Annotated in this window: 25 protein-coding genes and 1 tRNA gene; 4 read left to right on the forward strand and 22 right to left on the reverse strand. The window is 39.2% G+C overall.

Features of this window, described 5'->3' with window-relative positions:
* Positions 1 to 63: 63 nt before the first annotated feature.
* The 15 genes from NMM19_RS00565 to NMM19_RS00635 form a co-directional block, all read right to left on the reverse strand.
* The gene (locus NMM19_RS00565; RefSeq protein ID WP_178895197.1) at positions 64 to 471 is read right to left on the reverse strand and encodes a hypothetical protein; all 408 of its coding nucleotides are present in this window, start codon (positions 469 to 471) and stop codon (positions 64 to 66) included.
* A gap of 53 nt (positions 472 to 524) precedes the next feature.
* Positions 525 to 923, reverse strand: a complete 399-nt coding sequence (locus NMM19_RS00570; protein WP_178895198.1) for a hypothetical protein — start codon at positions 921 to 923, stop codon at positions 525 to 527.
* A 37-nt stretch (positions 924 to 960) separates the two neighbouring features.
* The gene (locus NMM19_RS00575; RefSeq protein WP_178895199.1) at positions 961 to 1,308 is read right to left on the reverse strand and encodes a hypothetical protein; all 348 of its coding nucleotides are present in this window, start codon (positions 1,306 to 1,308) and stop codon (positions 961 to 963) included.
* Between the two features lie 67 nt (positions 1,309 to 1,375).
* Complete coding sequence (locus NMM19_RS00580; protein ID WP_178895200.1) at positions 1,376 to 1,930, reverse strand: histidine phosphatase family protein; 555 nt, start codon at positions 1,928 to 1,930, stop codon at positions 1,376 to 1,378.
* A gap of 55 nt (positions 1,931 to 1,985) precedes the next feature.
* A complete protein-coding gene (locus NMM19_RS00585) occupies positions 1,986 to 2,915 on the reverse strand; it encodes an alpha/beta fold hydrolase (protein WP_178895201.1) in 930 nt (309 codons plus the stop codon).
* Positions 2,916 to 3,045: 130 nt separating this feature from the next.
* The gene (locus tag NMM19_RS00590; RefSeq protein WP_001019005.1) at positions 3,046 to 3,927 is read right to left on the reverse strand and encodes a class II fructose-bisphosphate aldolase; all 882 of its coding nucleotides are present in this window, start codon (positions 3,925 to 3,927) and stop codon (positions 3,046 to 3,048) included.
* Positions 3,928 to 4,074: 147 nt separating this feature from the next.
* The gene (gene vncS, locus NMM19_RS00595; protein ID WP_178895202.1) at positions 4,075 to 5,394 is read right to left on the reverse strand and encodes a sensor histidine kinase VncS; all 1,320 of its coding nucleotides are present in this window, start codon (positions 5,392 to 5,394) and stop codon (positions 4,075 to 4,077) included.
* Complete coding sequence (locus NMM19_RS00600) at positions 5,391 to 6,047, reverse strand: response regulator transcription factor (RefSeq protein WP_178895203.1); 657 nt, start codon at positions 6,045 to 6,047, stop codon at positions 5,391 to 5,393. The genes vncS and NMM19_RS00600 overlap by 4 nt, the downstream gene beginning before the upstream one ends.
* 70 nt (positions 6,048 to 6,117) lie before the next feature.
* Positions 6,118 to 7,497 carry an ABC transporter permease subunit Vex3 gene (vex3, locus tag NMM19_RS00605; RefSeq protein ID WP_178895204.1) on the reverse strand — a complete coding sequence of 460 codons (1,380 nt, stop codon included), beginning with the start codon at positions 7,495 to 7,497 and terminating at the stop codon, positions 6,118 to 6,120.
* Positions 7,498 to 7,544: 47 nt separating this feature from the next.
* A complete protein-coding gene (gene vex2, locus NMM19_RS00610) occupies positions 7,545 to 8,192 on the reverse strand; it encodes an ABC transporter ATP-binding subunit Vex2 (protein WP_178895205.1) in 648 nt (215 codons plus the stop codon).
* A gap of 13 nt (positions 8,193 to 8,205) precedes the next feature.
* A complete protein-coding gene (locus NMM19_RS00615) occupies positions 8,206 to 9,483 on the reverse strand; it encodes an ABC transporter permease (RefSeq protein ID WP_178895206.1) in 1,278 nt (425 codons plus the stop codon).
* Between the two features lie 135 nt (positions 9,484 to 9,618).
* Positions 9,619 to 9,704 (reverse strand) — tRNA-Leu (locus tag NMM19_RS00620).
* A 77-nt stretch (positions 9,705 to 9,781) separates the two neighbouring features.
* Positions 9,782 to 10,357: a cysteine hydrolase family protein gene (locus NMM19_RS00625; RefSeq protein ID WP_178895207.1), complete on the reverse strand. Its 576-nt coding sequence runs from the start codon at positions 10,355 to 10,357 to the stop codon at positions 9,782 to 9,784.
* Positions 10,357 to 11,145, reverse strand: a complete 789-nt coding sequence (gene codY, locus NMM19_RS00630) for a GTP-sensing pleiotropic transcriptional regulator CodY (protein WP_178895208.1) — start codon at positions 11,143 to 11,145, stop codon at positions 10,357 to 10,359. The genes NMM19_RS00625 and codY overlap by 1 nt, the downstream gene beginning before the upstream one ends.
* A gap of 272 nt (positions 11,146 to 11,417) precedes the next feature.
* On the reverse strand, positions 11,418 to 12,992 hold the full coding sequence (locus NMM19_RS00635) for a DEAD/DEAH box helicase (protein ID WP_178895209.1): 1,575 nt from the start codon (positions 12,990 to 12,992) through the stop codon (positions 11,418 to 11,420).
* Positions 12,993 to 13,333: 341 nt separating this feature from the next.
* On the opposite strand from NMM19_RS00635, the gene NMM19_RS00640 reads away from it, so the two are divergent.
* From NMM19_RS00640 to NMM19_RS00655, 4 genes are all read left to right on the forward strand, one after another.
* On the forward strand, positions 13,334 to 14,650 hold the full coding sequence (locus NMM19_RS00640; protein WP_178895210.1) for an FAD-containing oxidoreductase: 1,317 nt from the start codon (positions 13,334 to 13,336) through the stop codon (positions 14,648 to 14,650).
* Positions 14,651 to 14,748: 98 nt separating this feature from the next.
* Positions 14,749 to 16,092, forward strand: coding sequence for a lipid II isoglutaminyl synthase subunit MurT (murT, locus tag NMM19_RS00645; RefSeq protein WP_178895212.1), 1,344 nt, complete (start codon positions 14,749 to 14,751; stop codon positions 16,090 to 16,092).
* Positions 16,092 to 16,874, forward strand: a complete 783-nt coding sequence (gene gatD / locus NMM19_RS00650) for a lipid II isoglutaminyl synthase subunit GatD (protein WP_178895213.1) — start codon at positions 16,092 to 16,094, stop codon at positions 16,872 to 16,874. The genes murT and gatD overlap by 1 nt, the downstream gene beginning before the upstream one ends.
* 116 nt (positions 16,875 to 16,990) lie before the next feature.
* Positions 16,991 to 18,073: a Xaa-Pro peptidase family protein gene (locus NMM19_RS00655; RefSeq protein WP_178895215.1), complete on the forward strand. Its 1,083-nt coding sequence runs from the start codon at positions 16,991 to 16,993 to the stop codon at positions 18,071 to 18,073.
* Positions 18,074 to 18,119: 46 nt separating this feature from the next.
* Here NMM19_RS00655 and NMM19_RS00660 read toward each other — a convergent pair whose 3' ends face one another.
* The 7 genes from NMM19_RS00660 to NMM19_RS00690 form a co-directional block, all read right to left on the reverse strand.
* The gene (locus NMM19_RS00660) at positions 18,120 to 18,662 is read right to left on the reverse strand and encodes a GNAT family N-acetyltransferase (protein WP_178895216.1); all 543 of its coding nucleotides are present in this window, start codon (positions 18,660 to 18,662) and stop codon (positions 18,120 to 18,122) included.
* A 250-nt stretch (positions 18,663 to 18,912) separates the two neighbouring features.
* Positions 18,913 to 19,737: an ammonia-dependent NAD(+) synthetase gene (gene nadE / locus NMM19_RS00665; RefSeq protein WP_178895218.1), complete on the reverse strand. Its 825-nt coding sequence runs from the start codon at positions 19,735 to 19,737 to the stop codon at positions 18,913 to 18,915.
* On the reverse strand, positions 19,734 to 21,194 hold the full coding sequence (locus NMM19_RS00670) for a nicotinate phosphoribosyltransferase (protein WP_178895220.1): 1,461 nt from the start codon (positions 21,192 to 21,194) through the stop codon (positions 19,734 to 19,736). Before NMM19_RS00670 ends, nadE begins: the two co-directional genes overlap by 4 nt.
* A 107-nt stretch (positions 21,195 to 21,301) precedes the next feature.
* The gene (locus NMM19_RS00675) at positions 21,302 to 21,790 is read right to left on the reverse strand and encodes a DUF6773 family protein (RefSeq protein ID WP_178895222.1); all 489 of its coding nucleotides are present in this window, start codon (positions 21,788 to 21,790) and stop codon (positions 21,302 to 21,304) included.
* On the reverse strand, positions 21,780 to 21,989 hold the full coding sequence (locus tag NMM19_RS00680) for a helix-turn-helix transcriptional regulator (protein WP_001107501.1): 210 nt from the start codon (positions 21,987 to 21,989) through the stop codon (positions 21,780 to 21,782). The genes NMM19_RS00675 and NMM19_RS00680 overlap by 11 nt, the downstream gene beginning before the upstream one ends.
* Positions 21,990 to 22,137: 148 nt before the next feature.
* Complete coding sequence (locus NMM19_RS00685; RefSeq protein WP_178895223.1) at positions 22,138 to 22,734, reverse strand: HAD family phosphatase; 597 nt, start codon at positions 22,732 to 22,734, stop codon at positions 22,138 to 22,140.
* A gap of 52 nt (positions 22,735 to 22,786) precedes the next feature.
* Positions 22,787 to 23,197, reverse strand: coding sequence for a GNAT family N-acetyltransferase (locus NMM19_RS00690; protein WP_178895225.1), 411 nt, complete (start codon positions 23,195 to 23,197; stop codon positions 22,787 to 22,789).
* Positions 23,198 to 23,232 lie beyond the last annotated feature (35 nt).

Raw genomic sequence — 23,232 nt, forward strand, 5'->3', positions numbered from 1 at the left:
AAAAAAACTGCCTTCTTTTTCAACATAAGAAAAGATAAAAAGGTGATGCTGCATCACCTCCCTCTACCAAGTTAAGTCTTCAATCATGCTTCTTACTTGTGAATCAAGAGTCTTATTCTTCTTCAGTTCTCCAACCAAAGCCTGAATCTGCCGGACTAGATTTGGATCATTGTCATTATAGCATCGATGAAGCATCCAGATGTTATGCACAGTTGGACTTTTTAGAACTGACTCCATCAATAATTCCTCATAGCCTTGATGATAAAATCGCTCCACAAAGTGAACCAACTCACCTGGAGCTCCAAAATCTACTTCTGGATGTTTGGAAATAAAGTCTAAGACGGGGTCAACCAAATCAAAGGGTTGAGGGTAAGCCTCCATGGCATCTACAATCTCGTCTGCTAACTCAAATTCTTGGTCTTCAGTAATTGAATCATGCAAAGCAACTAACATATCATCTTTAGTAAGCATCTGATTCTCCTTTTCAACTGTTCAATATCATTATTCGTTTTCGAACTTCTTCTTCACTCATCAAACCTTGTTCGTAAGTAGTTTTCAAACTCCTTTTGGGATAAATCACTAGGAAGTTCAAACACATACTCATAGCCTTCATCACAAAAGCAAACTTTCTCTTCAGGTGGAAACCATTTCCGAAGCCAGATGATATAGGAGGCATAATCTTGTAACCTGTTCGTTGAATCAAAGTAATCAATCACAAAAACATTTTTCTTGCTACTCAAAGAACTTTCCAAGGTAAGCTGAGGACTTTGATAATCCCAAGAAAGCGAGTAAGCTTTTTCAGGATTCGTCCTTTCTCTAATCAAAATACCTGGGAATTTTTCTCTCAAAGAAGTACGAAAGGCTTGTAAATCTAGGAATATGGGGTCTTTACTCTCAATAAAGACAAAATCAGCAGTACTCATCAGTCTCTCTCCTTCTTTTTAAAACTGAAAACAGACCTTAACCATCAATGGCAAAATTCTCCAGACTCTCAAATGCCTGCCCCTGATAGTCAAAAGAAAAGATATGAATATCATCAAAAGTTTGATCGCAGAAAGTAACGGTTTGTCTTTCTGGCTCGATGATGGGTCTACCCAATTTTTCAGTAGCTTCTTCATCTGTGAAATACCCATAAAATTCTTGTAAATGAGGCAGTATAAAAGCAAGAATACGAGATCTATTTTTATGGTAATTGGCTGCAAGCAACTGAGCTTCCATCTCAAAGTTTCCACTTGGTCTTTCTTCCCAAGCTACAAGAACATTATCTACTTCATGAACGTAGGCTTGCAAGGACTGATCGAATATCATGGCTATCTTCCCTTCTATTCTATTTACAATAACAGAAAATAAAAATCACATAGAGTGAGCTAAATGATTACCTAAAAGTATCTGGCATAATTCTTTTCACACTCTCATCTTTGTCCACTAGAAAGCAATCTGGAAAGGTCATCTGTTCCCATTTTTTATAATCAAAACTTGAATCAAAATGATTGATTAAGATTCCTAGCAAATTTCCATGAGAACTCAGTAAAATGGTTTTATCTGAATACCTTTCTTCCAAGTCCGCAAATAAATCTAAAATTCTATTTAATGCTTCTCGATTGGACTCGCCTCCAATGAGAGATTTATCTGGATTTTGCCATAAATATTGAATTGTTTCTTCAAACTCAGAATCTTCAATAAATTTTGAGGATAATTTTCTTTCACGTAGACGATTATCAAGCACTATCTTATCAAATCGAATGGGAGAACTATTAACGGTCTCAAAAGCTCGCTTATAAGGGCTTGAAATAAAGTAATCTATTTTACAAGCATTTAAAAACTCCAACTGTTCAAGAGAAGAAAATCCTTTTTCCGACAATGTTCTATTAAAATCATCACTCGAGAATCTTGAATGAGCATGTCTAAGTACAATATAAGTGTTCTTCATAAAATGTCACCTCTCAATTATTGGCATCAGTTCAAAATAACTTTCTAAATCACAGTTACTCTGTTAAAAATTCTTCAATTCGAGAAACAAGTTCATTATTTTGATAATGATAGAGGTCGTGAGGCGCATCCATATAGATGACTTGAACATTAGACTGACCACTAGCAAATCTCTCTGCATAATGCTGCCATTCTGATTGGCTAAAGGTCGTGCCTTCACCGTTAGACACTAGTAATAAGGTGGGAATTTTCGGATTGATGCTAGAGGGAACTTTCTTGGCATTTTCCTTTACCAAACGGGATTCATGAAGCATGGCTTGTGAGATTAACTGCTTATAAGCCAGTAATTTATATTGTTGTCGTTCACTTTCAGTCAGAGTTGGATTTTTTATATAAAAGGACTCAGGAAAATAGCGTAATAAGCCAATCTTACTGCTCCAATAAGCCACAGTAAGCAAGGTCTGATTATCCTTTAAATCCTCATAACTAGCTGGTAACGCCCAATCCAGACCAACCAAGGCTTTCACCTCATCAGGATACTTTTCCTGCCAAGCCAGACTTTCGAGACTAGCCATGGAATGAGACAGAATGATAAAAGGTCCTGATATATTTGCTTGTGATAGAGCTTGACGTGTCTCAGACAAAACTTCCATCACGTCTCTGGATTGATTACTATCCTCGCTATAACCATAGCCAGCCCGCTCCATGATGACTACCTTATATTTTTTTGATAAGGAATCCGACACATTCTTAAAGTCCAATATTGGAGAAGCAATTCCAGCACCAGATAGAAACACTATTGTCTCTGGACCATCCCCCTCAACGTAGACATTGATTTTGTGCCCATTAACGAGAACAGTTTTACCCATAGGAGTTAGAGAGGCTTGTTCCTTTTCTAAGCTGATACGATGAAAGATAAATGTCCCTACTAAAAACAAGATAAGGAAACTAAGAAGGACAAGGGCTGATTTTTTCAGTATTTTCATAGCATTATTGTACAAAAATTAGACTCTTTTAGCAACTTAAGTTTAAGAATTTTCCTGTATAATCTGTATATATCCAGAAACAAAAAACCCACCTTCAAAGGCGGGTTTCATTTTGTATTGTTCAGCTAGATTAAGCTTTACCTTCTGAACCGAATACGTCGATACGTTCTTCAACTGATGCTTGGATAGCTTTTACACCGTCAGCCAAGAATTTACGTGGGTCGAAGAGTTTCTTCTTATCGTATTCTGCTTCGTTTGCTTCGTAGTCACGAGCAAATTTACGAGTTGCGTTAGCGAATGCGATTTGGCATTCAGTGTTAACGTTAACTTTAGCAACACCAAGTTTGATAGCTGCTTGGATTTGGTCGTCAGGAATACCTGATCCACCGTGCAATACGATTGGGAATCCTGGTACAGCTTCAGTCAATTTTTGCAAGTGGTCAAGGTGAAGACCTTTCCAGTTTGCAGGGTAAGGACCGTGGATGTTACCGATACCTGCAGCCAAGAAGTCGATTCCTGTAGCAACCATTGCTTTAGCGTCTTCGATTGGTGCCAATTCACCGTCACCGATGATACCGTCTTCTTCACCACCGATAGTTCCAACTTCAGCTTCTACTGATACACCATTTGCGTGAGCAAATTCTACAACTTTACGAGCTTTTTCAAGGTTTTCTTCAACTGGAAGGTGTGAACCATCAAACATAACTGAAGTATAACCAACTTGAATACACTCAAGTGCATCTTCGTAGTGACCGTGGTCAAGGTGGATAGCTACTGGTACAGTGATACCCATTGATTCTACAAGGTTAGCGATCAAGTTGCGAGCAACTTTGTAACCACCCATGTATTTAGCAGCACCCATTGAAGTTTGGATCAAAACTGGAGCTTTTTTAGCTTCTGCTGCACGCAAGATAGCTTGAGTCCACTCAAGGTTGTTTGTGTTAAATCCACCAACTGCATAACCATTGTCACGAGCTGCTTGGACAAATTTTTCTGCTGAAACGATTGCCATTTTATCAGGCCTCCTGTATATTTTTATGGGATATCCCATTTACATTGTTCATTTTATCACTTTTTGACAAAAAAAGCTAGTTTTTCCTGTAGTTTAGATTGAATTTCTTCTATCTAAAAATATGTAACCCTCCTCAAAGTCCTAATCTTACAGGTCTTTAGGTAGGTTCATATAAAAGGCTAAGTGGTCTTCATAGCGTTCAAATCGATAGTCAATTTCTTCGTTTTCCAATAAACTTTTAACTACGAATAGTCCCAAGCCAGCTCCCTTACTTTGTCGACTAGAAACCGTAAAGGATTGTTCAAACTTATCTTGCTCCTCAGGTGTACAGGCGTTCTCAATGAAAACCCAGCCATCTTCTGTCCCAATTTTTAGATAACCACCCTGAACAGAGTGTTTCACAGCATTACTGATAAGATTGGAAAGAATCAGCTTGAGTACCGAAGGATTTAGATAAGTTTGTTGGTCTGTGAGTTGATTCACAACTGAGATTTCCCTCTCTTTGGCTAATAAATCATAATCCTTTAAGAGAAAACCTGTCATTTCAAGAAGGTTGATTTTTTCCTTTTTATCTCGCAATTCTTGCACTGAAGAAAGGGATAAGATTTGCTGAACGTGGTGACTCAAATCATCTACAATTCCTAGAGAAACTCCTAGATAATGGTCTCTATCTTTATAGCGCCCAATATTGGCTTGCATATTTTCTAAAAGAATCTTCAGACTCGCAAGAGGTGTTTTCAGTTCGTGAGAAGCTCCTCGCAAAAACTCAACCTTCATCTTTTCCAGTTGGAGGATGGCCTCGTTCTTGTCATGCAAATCCGCAATAACATTTAAGAGATGCTGATAAAGGCTATTGATTTGTTCTTTAAGATCGCCAATTTCATCCTTAGAATCCACGCGCAACCTCACCTCTGCATCCAAATCCATCATCCGTCGAGTCACTCGTTTGATTTCCAAAATAGGAGCCACAATGGTTCTAGCATAGATAAAGGCGATGAGGAGCGAAATGATGAACGACGCCAATAAAGTATAAGGCAAAAACTGAAGACTGATTTCTTCTGCTTCTTTTTGCAAATCCATAGAAGCTAAAAACTGCAAGGTCATAGTCTGACCATCCTTGGTCTCAATTTCTCTTTCCTCAATAACCAAGGAGGCTGTTTGTCTTTGTTTATCAATAGGAAGATTGTCATTGACCTCCAACTTATCTGGGGTCATCTCTCCCTTAATGGCTCCCTTAATATCACTGCTTTGAGAATAGAGTTCAAGAACTTCCTGAATGGCTTGACTATCCTTTCCTTGAAGGGATTGTGCAATTTCTGTGGCCTTCTGCCCAACACTTTCCTGACGATGACTGAGATAGATCGGAGGAAAAAGGAAATAGATAGCCAAATGCAAACAAATGACCAAGGTAGAAAATACCGAGAAGGTATAGACAAAAATCTTTTTAAATAAACCTGAACGTCTCATTTTCTCTCCAATTTATAACCAACATTGCGCACGGTAAAAATACAGTCTAAATCCAATTTTTTCCGTAGTTCCTTGATATAGACATCGATCACTCTGTCAAAAGGAACCTCATCTGTCATCTTCCATACAGCATCGATAATCTGCGACCGTGTTAAGGCTCGACCTTCATTTTTAACCAGATAGTCTAAAATTTCCAGCTCTTTTGCATTCACTGCAACTTCTTGACCAGCTACTTTGGCGCTATAGCTGTCAAAGTCTACCTCGGTGTCTCTATAGGTAAAGATACGACTTACATCATAATAACGTTTGAAAATAGCATCCACTCGTACTTTTAACAAAGATAGGGAAAAAGGCTTTTCCAAATAACCATCTGCTAATGCAGAAAAGGCACTCATCTTATACTCCTCATCCTGAAAGGCTGTCAACATCAAGACCGGAACTTGGCTGCTTTTACGGATTTCTGACAAAACCTCTAAACCATTGAGTTTCGGCATTTGAATATCTAAGAGAACCAAGGCAACTTGGTGATTGGAAAATTGTTCTAAGGCCTCAAGGCCATCTGCTGCCTGAATGGTTTCATAGCCACAATCCGTCAAATAATCACTAATTCCCTCACGGATCATGTCTTCATCTTCTACAATTAGAATTTTCATATAAATCCTTTTCTATCAAAAATGCTACCTATATTATATCTCATTTGAGTGAGAATAGGTAGCAGGTTTTTTATTCACTATCCAACAAGAGTTCTTTTGGTTGTTTAAAGAGGAGATTGCTTGAAGCAAGTGCCATAACTAATACTACAAGAACTAAGCCAAGTACAAAGATGATGGCAAAGTCAGTAGGTTGAATGGAAATATCCAGACTTGAAAGTGTCTTGCTAAAGCCGTCGACTTCTGCACCACCACCAAGATTAGAGGCTTGGGCTGCCTTACTTGCCTGTTTAGCCACATCTGATGTGACATTTGCAAGCACTGTATTTCCAATGGCACGAGCAGTGTAGTTGGCTAGAAAATAAGCTGAAATTAGTGCTGGAATTGCAATCATAACTGCTTCTGTGATAAATTGTCCTAGAATACTTGCTTGTTTTAGACCAATTGAAAGGAGAATTCCAACTTCTTTACGACGGGCGTTAATCCATAGTGTCAGTAAGAGAGCAAGTAGAAGAACAGAGAAGCTCAAGCTACCCCAGAAGAGTAGATTAGCCATCTTGTACATGCCTGAGATAGATTGTTCAAGGGCAGGATAGTTAGATGAACTCTTAATCAAGCTATACATCTTCCAGTTGATGCCGTTGATAGACCCTATTTCTTGCATGACAGTATCTAGGTTCTTATCTCCAGCTACAAAGAAGGTAGCATCTCCATAAATAGCTGTATCTTCTGTATAACCATAGAGTTGGGCTGCTGTGTGAATATCTGTGATTGCTGTATTTTCATAAAGTTCTTGTGAATAGGTTACAGCAGATTTGTTGTGCCCATCAAAAAGTCCTTTGATCGTTACTTCTACTGTTTCGTTGGCTCCTTTTTCATTATCTGCATCGTAGATATTGGAGTTCAGTTTGACCTTATCCCCTACTTTCCAGCCATGTTTAGCAGCCAAGTCTTTGTGCATGAGAATTTGGTATTTGTCATCGTTTGTTAAATGTTCTCCTTCGACCAATTTGTAAGAGCCTGACACAAACTTGTCTTCTTTAGCCGAATCATTAACTCCTGTTATCATCAAGCTACTTCCAAAACGTTGAGCTCGATCTCCAGTTAGATTTTTCTTGGTTTCAGGCGTTTCAATCAGTTCATAGCCTGTCAAATCACCGATAGCATTAATTCGTTTGATGTAGGATTCAATGGCCTTATTCTCGGTAATTTTTTTGATATCTTCACCCTTGATATTCCCAGCACCACGTGGAGTTCCTTGGTTGACCCTACGGTTGATTTGCATGGAAAAACTATTGGTGATATTTTTAAAGGTTTCTTGAGAAGCCTTGGCTGTCGCTCCCTTGATAGACAAGCCGACCAAACTCAAACTAGCCATCAAGAGAATGATAAGAAAGATCACAAGCGACTTGAAAAATTTTCTTGTGACATAGGCAAATGCATTGTGTAACATAAGATTCCTTTCTAGATTTACTTCAGTTTTTAATATGTTTAAAAGTTTTAGTTACTGTTTGTTCTTATTTCAGTCAGTTTCTTATCCTTCAATTCAAGTGTAATATCTGACGCCTGTGCTACTTCCTTGCTGTGGGTCACAACGATCACACACTTACCTGTTTTCTCAGCGAGAGATTTGAGCAGGTCAATAATATCTCCAGCAGTCTTAGGATCCAAGTTTCCTGTTGGTTCATCTGCTAAAATTACTGGCGCCTCAGATACAAGACTACGAGCAATGGCAACCCGTTGTTGCTGTCCACCTGATAATTGGAGAACATTCCGCTTGATCTGACTTTCATCTAAACCAAGTTCAAGAAGGGTATCCTTGCTGGCCTTTTTATTGACCAAGCGGATATTTTCCAATGGAGAAAGATAATCAATCAAGTTATAGTTTTGGAAAACTAGCGAGATATGGTGCATACGGTGATAAGAATAACCTTGTTCACGAATGTCTTTTCCCTCAAACTTAATAGCACCTTCGACTGGGCTATCAAGCCCTGCTAATAGTGATAAGAGTGTCGATTTCCCTGCTCCTGATTCTCCAATAATACTATAAAACTTGCCTGGTTCAAAATCGTAATTGATTTTATATAATACTGCTTCTGCAGTGTTTTTGTAACGATAAGTAAGATCTTGTAATTGTAGTAAAGTCATGATTTCTCCTTTATTAACTGATGGATGATAAAATTTCTTTCGGTGATTTTCTAAATAAAAATAGGAAACAAAGTGCAACTGACAAGCAGCTAATCACAAGTAGAAAGACATAAGATTCTCCAAATGATAGGATACTGGTTGAAAGATTAGTTGCTTTTGCTAGCGTATCTTGTAATGCAGCTTGATCGCCACTTGCTAGTACAGTCTTCAAGAGATAGGAAGTAATAGCATTCCCAGCCACTAATGCTGGCAGAATAGCTGCCAATGAAACTATGATGACTTCTAGGCAGAATTGGCTAAAGATTGCTATTTTTCCTTTTCCTAGCGCCAATAAAATACCAACCTCGTAGACTCGCTCTCGTAACCAAAGGGACAAGACCAAGACCAGAGCTCCTACACCAGCAATCATAATGCCATAGAGGAAAATTTGTAGGAAGGTTTGGAAGGTCGAAACTGAATCCTTGATTTGTTCAAAGGCCTTGTTTTCCTTTTCCACTTGGTAACCTTGGTTTTCCAGAGATAATTTTTCAACCTCTTGAATGATACTATCCATATCTTTTGGATTTTCTAGATAGAGACGAGCGGCAGTAACTTGAGCTTCCTTATTTCCAAGAAGAGTTTGGCTACTTTCGTAGTCTGTATAGACCGTATTTTCACTAAAATCTGATGATAGACCGGTAAATTTCTCTTGCTTCTGACCTGAGAAAACACCTACGATTTCATAATCTAGCCTTTGTCCACTATTTCCTTCTACTTGAGCAGGGTTTAAGCTAATCTTCTCTCCTACTTTTAGATTGTTTTTCTTGGCTAAATCTTCGTGGATTAAGATTTTTTTTCGATCCCCTTTTTGGATATGTCTTCCTTCTTTAAGGGTAAAAGCGGAACTTGTAAAAGAAACATCCTTGGAAGAATCTTCCAAAGCAATCAAACTGATAAGATTTTTTTCAGCCTCTGTCAAATCATCCCTTTGGATACTTTGTTCTCCAGTAACGACTTCTTTGTCAGTTAACTTGGCTATTGTTTCTAACTCAGGTGAAATCTTCTCAAGGCCCTTTATCTTTTTAAGCTCATCTAGTTGAGACAGTTGAAAGGTCTGATCTGCTTCTATTCTTTTAATAGAAAAAGATGTATTCAATGAACGATAGAGATTATTTTCTACTGTTTTGTTTGACTTCATGAGCGTCAAACAAGCCGATATTCCAGCCAATAAGACAAATAGAATCAGGAATAATATGAGACTTCTCAGTCGTTTTCTGCTGACGTAAGCCCAAGCTCTTTGAGTGGGATTCATATAGCACCTCCATATTTGTAAATCCATTATAATATTCAAATATGAAATGTTTATGAAATAAGAAAAAAAGAGCAAAAATATATTTGCTCTTTTTTACGAAAAATAAAAAGCTAGCCGAAGCTAGCTCATCTACTATGCGGAGAGAGGGACTTGAACCCTCACGACCTAAAGCGGTCACAGGATCCTTAGTCCTGCGCGTCTGCCAATTCCGCCATCCCCGCGTCGATTACTTTACTAGTATATCAACTTTGAAAAAAAATGTCAAGACTTTTTTCAGATTTTTTCATCTTGAAATGTATTATTCTGTAATTTCAAGCAAATTTTCATCAACCAATTTTGCACCAAGTGTATTCTTAAAATGTCCAAGTGCAAAGGCATGATTTTCAGGCCAAATGGATGCTACTGCTGGTTTCACAACTTCTATCTGATAACCAAGATTATAAGCATCAATCGCCGTATGCAAGACACAAATATCTGTAAGAACTCCCGTCAAAATGACAGTATCCACTTTACGCTCTCTGAGACGGATATCCAAATCAGTGCCAGAAAAAGCTGAATAGTGACGCTTGTCCATCCAGAAAACACGACTTTCATCAGCATGCTCCTGATAGAAGTCGGCTAACTTGCCATACAAATTTCGTCCACTAGTCCCAATAATGTTATGTGGCGGGAAGAGTTTACTTTCAGGATGAAAAACATCATTTTCTTCATGGGCATCGATTGTAAAAAAGATATAATCTCCACGTTCAAAAGCCTTTTGGGTCACCCCATATATATCATCAGATATTGCTTGAGCTGGAACACCCGCAGTCAGTTTCCCATGATCCGCTACAAAATCTTCTGTATAATCAATAGAAATTAGTGCCTTAGCCATTAATAGTCCCTCTTTTTCACTTCTTCAAAAATATCTGGGATTAGAACTTTGAGATAAGTTCCTTTCATACCAAGAGAACGACTTTCAATAATCCCTGCTGATTCGAGTTTACGCAGTGCATTGACAATCACCGAACGTGTAATACCGATACGATCTGCAATGATAGAAGCTGTCAATTGACCTTCATTACCATTTAGTTCTCCTAAAATAGCTGATACTGCTCGCAATTCAGAGTATGAAAGAGTGTTAACCGCCATAGTGACAGCTGTACGACGACGAATATTTTTCTCATCTTCCTCGCGTTGGAAGTTCAAGAGTTGAATTCCTACTACTGTACTGGCAATCTCAACAAGAATCAAATCATCTTCTTCAAACTTTTTATCATTACGCCAAATAATCAAAGAACCCAAGCGAATACCAGAGACATGGATTGGAGCAATTGTTGTCAAACCATCTGGAAAATCTGAACGACTTTCAGTCGGAAAAATAGTCAAATCATGTTCAACTGGAAGGTTATACTCCGTATCATAAATCATGTTTGCTGCTTGAATATATTCATCAGGGAAAATTTTTGATTGGAAAAATTGCTCTACACGGTCATTATTGGTCTTGTAGCGCATAAAGTATCCCAAGAGGCGTCCTTTACTATTCAAAATGCAGGCATTGCAATCAATGATATCAGCCAATTGACGCGTGATTGCGTTGTAGGGAAGATCATCTTGTAATTTCTCCTCAGAACGCTTTAGGATCGATGTAATTTTTCTTGTTTTTTCTAATAAATGTACCATTTTTTACCTCGCATATAATCGCTTTCATTATATCACAAAATTCTGACTACTTCAACAATTATCTGAAAATTGTTTATTGAATTGCAATTCAAGTGTATTCGAAAATTTTACCTATTTTTTATTATTTTCTTATTGACAGCTTCCTACATTTTTGATAAGATAATATTACAAGATAACAAATTTATAAATACAAACTTCTCGTATGATTATTTTCTTGACTTTTGGTCTCCTTATATATAAAAGCGATCCACCACAGTGAACCGCTTTTTTTGTTATTTATCTCCTTTGTTACGAATCACAAAGCCTGTCTTCTTCTCGCTTGAAGTATTACGTGGATTTTTATTATCCTTACGGTAACGTTTTTCCTTCTCAAAGCGGTCGTTCTTGCGACTGCCTTTTTTGAAATCATCACGACGACCATTGCCACGGCGATCACGATCTCGACGGTCGTCACCACGACGGCCACCACGACCAGACTTGCCTTTTGCTCCAAATCCACCACCAGATGGTTTGAATGGTAATGGTTTCTCACGTGCAATTTCAACTTCTGGAAGACTATCTGGATCCTGAACCGTTAAGCTAAGGATGTACATGGCCAATTCTTCTGGGCTGAATTCGGCTGCCAATTTACGGGCATCTTTTGCGAATTTATCAAAGTTTCCACGAATAGCTTCATCAGCAAAGTCACGTTCAATTTTCTTGAGTGCAACCTGTTTCTTAGCTTGGAAGGCTTCTTCTGCACTTGCAGGCTTGAGGCCTTTCATGCGTTTCTTAGTCAAGTTCTCGATAATTTGGAGATAACCCATCTCATTTGGTGCAACAAAAGTGATGGATTGACCTGACTTACCAGCACGACCTGTACGACCGATACGGTGAACATAACTCTCAGGATCTTGAGGAATATCATAGTTGTAGACATGGGTCACACCTGAGATATCCAATCCACGTGCAGCAACATCTGTTGCAACAAGGACATCAAGATTCCCATTTTTAAAATCACGAAGGACACGAAGACGTTTGTTTTGGTCAAGGTCTCCATGAATACCTTCCGCACGGAAACCACGGATCTTCAGACCACGAGTCAACTCATCTACACGGCGTTTGGTACGACCAAATACAATCGCAAGTTCAGGTTGCTCCACGTCCATGAGACGAGTCATGGTATCAAATTTTTCTTGTTCTTTAACTCGGATATAGTATTGGTCAACCAATTCAGTTGTTAATTCCTTAGCAGCAATCTTCACATGCTCAGGTTCTTTCATAAACTGAACTCCGATACGTTTGATGGCATCTGGCATAGTTGCTGAAAAGAGTAAGGTTTGACGATTTTCTGGGACACGAGAGATGATGGCTTCAATATCCTCAAGGAAGCCCATGTTAAGCATTTCATCTGCTTCGTCAAGGATAAGAGTTTCAATGTCCTGTAGTTTCAAGGCCTTGCGTTTGATCAAGTCTAGAAGACGACCAGGCGTTCCAACTACGATATGAGCTCCTGATTTAAGTGCCTTGATTTGTTTTTCGATACTTGAACCACCATAAACAGAACGGACTTTTACACCCTTGCTTCGACCAAAGCGGAAGAGTTCTTCCTGACTTTGTACAGCTAGTTCACGGGTTGGTGCAATGACCAAAGCTTGAATGGTTCCTTCTTCTGTACGAATTTTTTCAAGGGTTGGCAAGCCAAAGGCTGCAGTTTTCCCTGTACCGGTTTGAGCTTGTCCGATAACATCTTTCCCTTCAAGAGCCAAAGGAATGGTTTGCTCTTGAATCGGACTTGCTTCTACAAATCCTGCTTTTTCGATTTCTGCTAACAAATCCGCAGAAAGATTAAATTCATTAAATTTCACGTTATTCTTCTTTCTAAAGATGGTGCGAAGCCATCCTATAGCGCTTAGTTTATACTTTTCTTGTCATGACGTACTTTCATACCTTTTATGAAAGACCGTGTTGCTTCTTTTCCACTAAAGAAAAGTACTGCTTTTTTGCAACTTATCTAGTATAACACAAGACCGGGGCAAAAGATAGTCTAACCACCTGATTAAATCATGTAAACGATTTTTCTATCTTATGAGCTCAATTCCCAAAAGCATTCTCGAGACTATTTTGTTTGGATATTTTTTCCCGTAGCAGATTTGTGCAAAAGTTTTTTTCTTGTGCTAGAATGAAAATCAAACAGGAGGATTTAAAAATGTTAACATACGATTTAATTGTCATTGGATTTGGTAAGGCTGGTAAGACGCTTGCTGGGAAACTAGCCTCAGCTGGTAAAAAAGTTGCCCTTATCGAACGTAGCAAAGCTATGTACGGTGGAACTTGTATCAACATCGGTTGTATCCCAACAAAAACTTTGCTAGTTGCAGCTGAAAAGAACCTTTCATTTGATCAGGTCATGGCTACTAAAAATACGGTTACTACACGCCTCAATGGAAAAAATTATGCTACTGTAGCTGGTACAGGTGTAGATATCTTTGATGCTGAAGCACACTTTGTCTCAAACAAGGTTATTGAAATTCAAGCTGGAGATGAAAAACAAGAACTGACTGCTGAAACAATCGTTATCAACACTGGTGCTATTTCAAACGTATTGCCAATTCCAGGCCTTGCTATAAGCAAGAACGTCTTTGACTCAACAGGTATCCAAAACTTAGAACAATTACCAGAAAAACTTGGTGTACTTGGTGGAGGAAATATCGGCCTTGAATTTGCCAGTCTCTACAACAAACTTGGAAGCAAGGTTACAGTCCTAGATGCTTTGGATACTTTCCTACCACGCGCAGAACCTTCTATCGCTGCTCTTGCCAAACAATACTTGGAAGAAGATGGAATTGAACTCCTTCAAAATGTCCGCACTACAGAAATCAAAAACGACGGTGACCAAGTGCTTGTCGTGACCGAGAATGAAACATACCGTTTCGACGCGCTTCTCTACGCAACTGGTCGTAAGCCAAATGTAGAACCACTTCATCTTGAAAATACAGATATCGAACTAACTGAACGTGGCGCTATCAAAGTCGACAAACACTGCCAAACAAACGTTCCAGGTGTCTTTGCAGTTGGAGATGTCAACGGTGGACTTCAATTCACCTACATTTCTCTAGATGACTTCCGTGTTGTCTACAGCTATCTTGCTGGTGATGGTAGCTACACACTTGAGGATCGTCTCAATGTACCAAACACCCTCTTCATCACTCCTGCACTTTCACAAGTTGGTTTAACTGAAAGCCAAGCAGCTGATTTGAAACTTCCATACGCTGTTAAGGAAATCCCTGTTGCTGCTATGCCTCGTGGCCATGTAAATGGAGATCTTCGTGGTGCCTTCAAAGCAGTTGTCAATACAGAAACCAAAGAAATTCTCGGTGCAACTATCTTCTCAGAAGGTTCACAAGAAATCATCAACATCATCACTGTTGCTATGGACAACAAGATTCCATACACTTACTTCACAAAACAAATCTTCACTCACCCAACCTTGGCTGAAAACTTGAATGACTTGTTTGCGATTTAAGCTAAGATAAACTTATGAAAAACAACCCTCCTAGGGTTGTTTTTTCTTATCCAAAATCTCAATTCTATCTTTTCCGTCTTTTATGATATAATAGAAACATGAAATTTAAAACTACTTTGGGCCTTCTTGCTGGGCGTTCTTCTCACTTTATTTTGAGCCGTCTTGGCCGTGGAAGTACGCTTCCTGGAAAACTCGCCCTTCAATTTGATAAAGATATTTTACAACATTTAGCAAAGAACTACGAAATTGTAGTGGTAACTGGTACCAATGGGAAAACCTTGACAACCGCTCTCACTGTCGGTATCCTAAAGGAAATTTATGGTCAAGTTTTAACTAATCCAAGTGGTGCCAACATGATAACAGGGATTACAACGACTTTCTTGACTGCAAAATCGTCAAAAATTGGAAAAAATGTTGCAGTGCTTGAAATCGATGAAGCTAGTCTCTCACACATCTGTGACTACATCCAACCAAGTCTTTTTGTCATTACCAATATCTTCCGTGACCAAATGGACCGCTACGGAGAGATTTATACGACCTACAACATGATTTTGGACGCTATTCGAAAAGTTCCTACTGCTACTGTCCTCCTTAACGGTGACAGTCCACTTTTCTACAAGCCTGCAATTCCAAATCCTGTTCAGTATTTTGGTTTTGATTTGGAAAAAGGTCCAGCAAAACTTGCTCACTACAATACTGAAGGTATTCTCTGCCCAGACTGTCAAAGTATTTTGAAATATGAGCTTAATACTTATGCCAACTTAGGAGCATATATCTGCGAAAACTGTGGATGTAAACGTCTTGACTTAGACTATCGTCTGACAGAATTGGTTGAGCTGACCAACAATCGTTCCCGCTTTGTTATCGATGGTCAGGAATACGGTATCCAAATCGGTGGGCTTTATAATATCTATAATGCTCTCGCTGCAGTCGCTATTGCTCGTTACCTTGGAGCGGATTCTCAACTGATTAAGCAAGGATTTGACAAGAGTCGCGCTGTATTCGGTCGCCAGGAGACCTTCCATATCGGTGATAAGGAGTGCACGCTGGTTCTCATCAAGAATCCTGTTGGTGCTACCCAAGCTATTGAGATGATAAAATTAGCTCCTTATCCGTTTAGCCTTTCTGTTCTCCTAAATGCCAACTATGCAGACGGAATTGATACCAGCTGGATTTGGGATGCTGATTTTGAACAAATTACTGAGATGGATATCCCAGAAATCAACGCCGGTGGCGTTCGTCATTCTGAAATTGCTCGTCGTCTTCGAGTAACTGGTTATCCAGCTGATAAAATCACTGAAACAAGCAGTCTGGAACAAGTTCTTAAAACGATTGAAGCTCAAGACTGCAAGCATGCTTATATCCTTGCGACTTATACGGCCATGCTGGAATTCCGAGAATTACTATCCAATCGTCAGCTTGTTAGAAAGGAGATGAACTAATGGTTTATACTTCACTTTCCTCAAAAGACGGCAACTATCCTTACCAGCTAAATATCGCCCACCTCTATGGTAACCTCATGAACACCTACGGAGATAATGGGAATATTCTTATGCTTAAGTACGTAGCTGAAAAGCTTGGTGCCCATGTAACAGTTGACATCGTTTCACTTCATGATGATTTCGATGAAAATCATTACGATATCGCCTTTTTCGGTGGTGGCCAAGACTTTGAACAAAGTATCATTGCTGGTGATTTACCTGCTAAAAAAGAAAGTATCGATAACTTTATCCAAAATGATGGTGTTGTCCTTGCTATCTGCGGTGGCTTCCAACTATTGGGTCAATACTATATCGAAGCTTCTGGAAGACGTATCGAAGGCCTAGGTGTCATGGGACACTACACTCTCAATCAAACTAACAACCGCTTTATCGGTGATATTAAAATTCATAACGAAGAATTTGATGAAATCTACTATGGTTTTGAGAACCACCAAGGCCGTACCTTCCTCTCAGATGACCAAAAACCACTCGGTCAGGTCGTTTACGGAAATGGAAACAACGAAGAAAAAATCGGTGAAGGCGTTCACTATAAAAATGTTTTCGGTTCTTATTTCCACGGACCTATTTTATCCCGTAATGCAAATCTAGCCTATCGCTTGGTCACTACTGCACTCAAGAAAAAATATGGTCAGAGCATTGTCCTTCCAGCTTATGAAGATATCCTCAGCCAAGAAGTAGCTGAAGAATACAGCGATGTGAAAAGCAAGGCAGAATTCAACTAATCTTTCTATTCCAACATGCTATTAGCTGTTGGAATTTTTTTTACCTTCATTTCCCCTTCTCCCTTGCATTTTCTACTAATTTTTGCAAAAATAGAGGGGTAGAAAGAAGGTAGCATATGTCTAAATTACAACAAATCTTAACTTATCTTGAATCAGAAAAGCTAGACGTCGCTGTCGTATCTGACCCCGTCACAATTAATTACCTCACTGGCTTTTACAGTGATCCACACGAACGCCAAATGTTCCTCTTTGTCCTTGGAAATCAAGAACCACTTCTCTTCGTTCCAGCCCTTGAGGTTGAGCGTGCAAGCAGCACTGTCTCATTCCCAGTTGTTGGTTATGTGGACTCTGAAAACCCTTGGAAGAAAATCCAAAACGCCTTGCCACATCTTGATTTCAAACGTGTTGCAGTTGAGTTTGATAACCTCATCTTGACTAAATACCACGGTTTAAAATCTGTCTTTGAAACTGCGGAATTTGAAAACTTAACTCCACTAATCCAGCGTATGCGCTTGATTAAGTCAGCTGACGAAGTGCAAAAGATGATGGTAGCAGGTGTCTATGCAGACAAGTCTGTCAAAGTCGGTTTTGACAATATCTCTCTTGACAATACTGAAACAAATATCATTGCACAGATTGATTTTGCCATGAAACGCGAAGGCTATGAAATGAGTTTTGATACTATGGTTTTGACAGGTGATAACGCTGCAAATCCACACGGTATTCCTGGGGCCAACAAGGTTGAAAATAACGCCCTTCTCCTCTTTGATCTCGGTGTAATGGTCAATGGTTATGCATCAGATATGACTCGTACAGTCGCTGTCGGTAAACCTGATCAATTCAAGAAAGATATTTACAACTTGACTCTTGAAGCCCAACAAGCTGCCCTTGACTTTATCAAACCTGGTGTGACAGCTCATGAAGTAGACCGCGCAGCTCGTGAAGTGATCGAAAAAGCTGGCTACGGTGAGTACTTCAACCATCGTCTCGGTCATGGTATCGGTATGGATGTACACGAATTCCCTTCAATCATGGAAGGAAACGACATGGTTATCGAAGAGGGTATGTGCTTCTCAGTTGAACCCGGCATCTACATCCCTGGTAAAGTCGGTGTCCGTATTGAAGACTGTGGTGTTGTGACCAAAGACGGCTTTGACCTCTTTACAAGTACCAGCAAAGATTTGCTTTATTTTGATTAAAAAGTATTTTATAAAAAATAAGATGGAAAAGCTAAACTTTTCCATCTTATTTTTTGATTTGATAATAAATTTTATCAGCAATATAACCTTTTCGTTCAACTGCATTTGGAATCGTCTTCCAAAAAGTCATACCCGCCTTTTCCATAACACGCCCTGATGCTGGGTTTAGACTTACATAGCAAGCATCAACCTCTTCAAATCCAATCTCATCTAGACAGTATGATAAAATTGCCTTCAAGGCTTCTGTCATGATTCCTCGTCCCCAGTAGTCCATCCCTAAGATATATCCGATCTCACAGCTAGAGTTTTCTTCATGCACACTGACAAGACTAATATCTCCGATGACCTGGGGTGGATTTTCTTTGAGACAAATAGCCCATTTGTAGTAATTTGGATTGTCATAGGATTTTACCCAATTGCCAATAGAATTTCGAGTCTGTTCGACATTCAGGTGAGGATCCCAAGTCACATAGGTCAGATTCTCTGAGCGTGAAGCCCAATTATCAAACATGGCTTGAGCATCAGTTTCCACAAATCTCCTTAATATCAAACGTTTTGTCTCAATAGTTTGTGTCCCTACTGCTCTCATAATGGTAACTCTCTTTCTATTTTATGGATGGCTTCAAACTTGCATTGACATATCTCAGTCTCCTATTTCAAGTTATAAAGCGAAAAAGGTCCTCCGGACCTTCTTCGCTTTTGTATTTTCAGGCTCGGGCTAAAAAAGTCCCCCGGACCTGCCTCGCTTTTCTATTTTCAGGCTCGGGCTAAAAAAGTCCCCCGGACCTGCCTCGCTTTTCTATTTTCAGGCTCGGGCTAAAAAAGTCCCCCGGACTTTTTTACTCCCAAAACTTATCAAACACTGTGATTGGTAGATGGCGTTTGTGTTGGCCTTTGTACCACCATTTTTCAATGGTTGCTTGGGCTTCTGGGCTTACTTGTTTACCTTCGAGATAATCATCAATTTCATTGTAAGTAACTCCCAAGGCTACTTCGTCTGCAATACCTGGTTTTTCTTCTTCTAAGTCTGCTGTTGGAACTTTTTCATAGAGGGCTGGATCAGCTCCAAGTTCTTTCAAGAGTTGTTTTCCTTGGCGTTTATTGAGGCGATAGAGTGGGAGAATATCTGCACCACCGTCACCAAACTTGGTAAAGAAACCTGTGATATTTTCCGCAGCATGGTCTGTCCCGATAACAGCTCCGCTATGAGCACCTGCAAGGGCATATTGGGCAATCATACGGCTACGAGCCTTGATATTTCCTTTGTTAAAATCGGAAACTACACTTCCTGTTGCTTCGACTGCTACTGTCATAGCATCAGCAGATTCCTTGATATTCACTACTAAGCTCACATCTGGCTGGATAAAAGCTAGGGCTTTTTGGGCATCTGCTTCATCAGCTTGTACTCCATAAGGCAAACGAACTGCTATAAATTTATAGCTATCATCACCTGTTTCTGCTCGCATTTCTTCCATGGCTAGTTGAGCCAAGCGTCCTGCTAAGGTCGAGTCTTGACCTCCAGAAATGCCTAACACAAAAGTTTTTAAGAAGGGATGCTTCTTTAAATATCGTTTTAAAAAGTCAATCGAACGACGGATTTCTTCCTGGGCGTCAATCACTGGTTTTACACCTAGTTGCTGGATAATGGTTTCTTGCAAACTCATTCTTCTTCTCCTTCGCCTAGAGCTTCCTTACGCATCTTATCAATCAAGTCCATCTTGTCTTGCCATACGTCACGAGCCAAGTCCACAGGATAATGTTGTGGGTTCAGTACGCGTTTGTATTCATCCCAGAGCTTATCAAATTCCTTACGAGCATAGGCTTGAATTTCAGGCAGACTTGGTAAGTCATAAACTAGCTTACCTTCCTTGAAAATGTCTACCAAGAGAGGAACAGCATCAAAATTACGGACAGTTTTCTTGATATAAGTATAGGTTGGATGGAACATCTTGATTTCAGTCATGCTAGCAACATCGACACCATCATAGGTAATGTAATCGCCTTCTGATTTGCCTTTTTCACGACTGGTGATGCGCCAAACTTGTTTCTTACCTGGTGTTGAAACTTTCTCAGCATTGTTTGAAAGTTTAATGGTATTGCGCATATGACCATTCTCGTCTTCAATAGCAACAACCTTGTAAACTGCTCCAAGTGCTGGTTGGTCATAAGCAGTGATGAGTTTAGTACCTACACCCCAGACGTCAATCTTAGCTTTTTGCATCTTGAGATTAAGGATGGTATTTTCATCAAGATCATTGGATGCATAGATCTTAGCATCCGTAAATCCTGCTTCATCCAGTTGTTGACGAACTTTTTTAGAAATATAGGCAATATCTCCAGAGTCAATGCGGACACCAAGGAAATTAATCTTGTCACCAAGTTCACGCGCAACCTGAATCGCTGCTGGAACACCGATGCGAAGAGTATCGTAGGTATCTACTAGAAAGACACAATTTTTGTGCGTTGAGGCATAAGCCTTGAAAGCCTGATAGTCATTTCCATAAACTTGAACTAAAGCATGAGCATGAGTTCCTAAAACCGGAATACCAAAGAGCTTACCTGCACGTACATTACTAGTTCCATTGGCACCACCAATAACAGCCGCACGAGTCCCCCAGATAGCCGCATCCATTTCTTGCGCACGACGTGTTCCGAATTCCATCAAAGGTTCATCATCAATGACTGAACGAATACGAGCCGCCTTAGTCGCAATCAAGGTTTGAAAGTTGACGATGTTCAAGAGAGCTGTTTCAACCAATTGACACTGAGCCAAAGGACCTTCCACTTGAACAATCGGTTCATTGGCAAATACCAAGTCCCCTTCTTGAGCAGAACGTACAGTCAATTCCAACTTGAGATTACGGAGATATTCCAAGAAGGCGCCATGATAACCAAGTGATTCCAAATAAGCAATATCGCTCTCAGAAAAGCGCAGGTTTTCTAAGTAGTTCACAATTCGTTCCAAACCTGCAAATACAGCATAACCGTTTTTGAAAGGTTGTTGGCGGAAATAAACTTCAAAAACTGCTTTCTTATTATGAATGCCTTGGTCGAAGTAAACTTGCATCATGTTAATTTGATACAAATCAGTGTGCAAAGTTAAACTATCATCTGGGTACATATACTGTCCTTCTTCCCTATTTGTAAAAAGATGAAAATGTTTCTTCTTTTCTCATAAACTAGTACTATTATAACACATTTTCTCGATATTGATAAAAAGCTAACAAGCTATTCCATGCTCTCGAGCTTATCCATATCTTTTTCATACTTCTTCTGAGCCCATTCACCATAACTTTTCAAACCTAAGTTTCCAATAAATACCCAAGGGAGATAAAAGACATAAGTAAATACCCAAGCAAAAATGTATTTAAGATGTAGAGGGTTGTGCTGATAAATTTCGATATTGAACTGATAGTTCTGTAGCATCAAGGTAGCTGTAATCACTAGAGTTAATAATAGGCAACCTAAAATTGTAAAATGAAAACGACTATAGTAAGTCACACCTAGACTTCTAGCACGATTGATAAAGTAAAAATTCCCTATGATAATAATAGCGAGAAGCATGCTAGGATTAAAAAGGCTTGGTGCTAACACTGCTATGAAATAAGCTAGAAACAACAATCCGATAGAAATATAAAAACTCTCTGCACCAGCTTTATGAAGTTGTTGCTCTTCTCTTTCGTCTAATAATTGGTAATAATAAAATCTATTTTTCATCTTCTTCCTCCCAAAATAATTGGTCTAAAGTTTTCCCTAAGCATCTGCAAATAGACTGGCAAAGCGAAAGCGAGGGATTGTACTTTCCAGCTTCTATCAAGCCGATAGTCTGGCGCGTAACCCCGACAGCTTCTGCCAAGTCACCTTGTGTCATATCAAGCTCTACTCGAGCTAGTTTTAATTTTAAATTCTTAGCCACTTGTAACCTCCGCCTTAATTTTAAAAGTCGCGCTTCTTTTTTCAACATTATTATATCATATATTTTACATTATGCAATATATATCTGTCATTTTGTGCGATTTTTTTAACAAAAAACTCTACCACTTACATGATAGAGAGTTCTCTGCTTATTCAAATTTTTTCAAAATATCTACAAGGTCACTTCTTTGTTTTACTTGATAGGCTTTGATTCCTAGGCTTTCAGCCATCTTAGTGTTATCTGCTAAATCATCAAGAAAGACACAATTTGCTGGATCCAACTCATATTTACTGAGGATTTCCTCAAACATTTTTCGATCAGGTTTGATGACCTTAATATCACAAGAAAGAACAAACCCATCTAAAATCTTTGCTAGAGGTGCTAGTTGATTTTTCAATAATTCATAAAAAACTGGTGAGGTATTAGATAGGACAAAAATACGATGGCCATTTTCCTTTAAACGTGCAAGAAGCGGAAAGACTTCCGTGTAAATATCGATATAGGCAGGCCAGTTCCAAATGACTTCTTCAACCTTTTTCTGATAGCAATCTCCTAATAGGGAAAGAACCTTATCAACCAATTCTTCTCGAGTCAAAGTCCCTAAGTCCAATCTTTCCCAGAGCCCCGACTGGAAAATAGCCTTGTCTAAAATTAGATAATCTTTCTGAGTTTTAGCTACAGCTTTCAAAATCTTATCCTTGTTCCATTCCAGTAGAACATTACCCATATCCAGTATGATATCCATCAACCTACCTCCATCATTATGTGAACGATCTCTTTAAGCGTCCAATGTCTGTTTACAAATCTTTTTGATAATAGTGCCTTTGTCCAGTATAGGGATAGTCTTTCAAAGTAAAAACTTCCTTGTAGCCATACTTCTGATAAAAGGCAGGCGCTTGAAACTGATAAGTATTTACAAAAGCAAAGCGACAGTTTCTCTTCTTAGCTTCACTTTCTGCTTGCTGCAATAGTTGGGAGCCAATTCCTTGTCCTCGTATGTCTTCTTTTACAAACAAATATTCGATTTCTAGCCAGTTTCCAAAAGTCTCTCCTACTAAACCAGCCATGAGTTCACCGCTATCATCTTCGACATAAATATTAAGTGGCTCGCTTTCAGCAGCTTCTCTTTTGGAACGATTATAAGAGCGAATCAAGTCTCCTATTATTTGCGATTTCTGAGACTCTGTATTTTCCAATCTTACCTGCATAAAACCTCCTAAATACACTTATAGCATGATTATAA

This window comes from Streptococcus sp. CF8_St5-17 (assembly GCF_024295665.1).
In the GTDB taxonomy this organism is placed as follows: Bacteria; Bacillota; Bacilli; order Lactobacillales; family Streptococcaceae; genus Streptococcus.

Bases quoted from the DNA above. Each gene is read 5' to 3' on its own strand.
- NMM19_RS00565 (WP_178895197.1), bottom strand. From the start codon at position 471: ATGCTTACTAAAGATGATATGTTAGTTGCTTTGCATGATTCAATTACT.
- NMM19_RS00570 (WP_178895198.1), bottom strand. From the start codon at position 923: ATGAGTACTGCTGATTTTGTCTTTATTGAGAGTAAAGACCCCATATTC.
- NMM19_RS00575 (WP_178895199.1), bottom strand. From the start codon at position 1,308: ATGATATTCGATCAGTCCTTGCAAGCCTACGTTCATGAAGTAGATAAT.
- NMM19_RS00580 (WP_178895200.1), bottom strand. From the start codon at position 1,930: ATGAAGAACACTTATATTGTACTTAGACATGCTCATTCAAGATTCTCG.
- NMM19_RS00585 (WP_178895201.1), bottom strand. From the start codon at position 2,915: ATGAAAATACTGAAAAAATCAGCCCTTGTCCTTCTTAGTTTCCTTATC.
- NMM19_RS00590 (WP_001019005.1), bottom strand. From the start codon at position 3,927: ATGGCAATCGTTTCAGCAGAAAAATTTGTCCAAGCAGCTCGTGACAAT.
- vncS (WP_178895202.1), bottom strand. From the start codon at position 5,394: ATGAGACGTTCAGGTTTATTTAAAAAGATTTTTGTCTATACCTTCTCG.
- NMM19_RS00600 (WP_178895203.1), bottom strand. From the start codon at position 6,047: ATGAAAATTCTAATTGTAGAAGATGAAGACATGATCCGTGAGGGAATT.
- vex3 (WP_178895204.1), bottom strand. From the start codon at position 7,497: ATGTTACACAATGCATTTGCCTATGTCACAAGAAAATTTTTCAAGTCG.
- vex2 (WP_178895205.1), bottom strand. From the start codon at position 8,192: ATGACTTTACTACAATTACAAGATCTTACTTATCGTTACAAAAACACT.
- NMM19_RS00615 (WP_178895206.1), bottom strand. From the start codon at position 9,483: ATGAATCCCACTCAAAGAGCTTGGGCTTACGTCAGCAGAAAACGACTG.
- NMM19_RS00625 (WP_178895207.1), bottom strand. From the start codon at position 10,357: ATGGCTAAGGCACTAATTTCTATTGATTATACAGAAGATTTTGTAGCG.
- codY (WP_178895208.1), bottom strand. From the start codon at position 11,145: ATGGTACATTTATTAGAAAAAACAAGAAAAATTACATCGATCCTAAAG.
- NMM19_RS00640 (WP_178895210.1), top strand. From the start codon at position 13,334: ATGTTAACATACGATTTAATTGTCATTGGATTTGGTAAGGCTGGTAAG.
- murT (WP_178895212.1), top strand. From the start codon at position 14,749: ATGAAATTTAAAACTACTTTGGGCCTTCTTGCTGGGCGTTCTTCTCAC.
- gatD (WP_178895213.1), top strand. From the start codon at position 16,092: ATGGTTTATACTTCACTTTCCTCAAAAGACGGCAACTATCCTTACCAG.
- NMM19_RS00655 (WP_178895215.1), top strand. From the start codon at position 16,991: ATGTCTAAATTACAACAAATCTTAACTTATCTTGAATCAGAAAAGCTA.
- NMM19_RS00660 (WP_178895216.1), bottom strand. From the start codon at position 18,662: ATGAGAGCAGTAGGGACACAAACTATTGAGACAAAACGTTTGATATTA.
- nadE (WP_178895218.1), bottom strand. From the start codon at position 19,737: ATGAGTTTGCAAGAAACCATTATCCAGCAACTAGGTGTAAAACCAGTG.
- NMM19_RS00670 (WP_178895220.1), bottom strand. From the start codon at position 21,194: ATGTACCCAGATGATAGTTTAACTTTGCACACTGATTTGTATCAAATT.
- NMM19_RS00675 (WP_178895222.1), bottom strand. From the start codon at position 21,790: ATGAAAAATAGATTTTATTATTACCAATTATTAGACGAAAGAGAAGAG.
- NMM19_RS00685 (WP_178895223.1), bottom strand. From the start codon at position 22,734: ATGGATATCATACTGGATATGGGTAATGTTCTACTGGAATGGAACAAG.
- NMM19_RS00690 (WP_178895225.1), bottom strand. From the start codon at position 23,197: ATGCAGGTAAGATTGGAAAATACAGAGTCTCAGAAATCGCAAATAATA.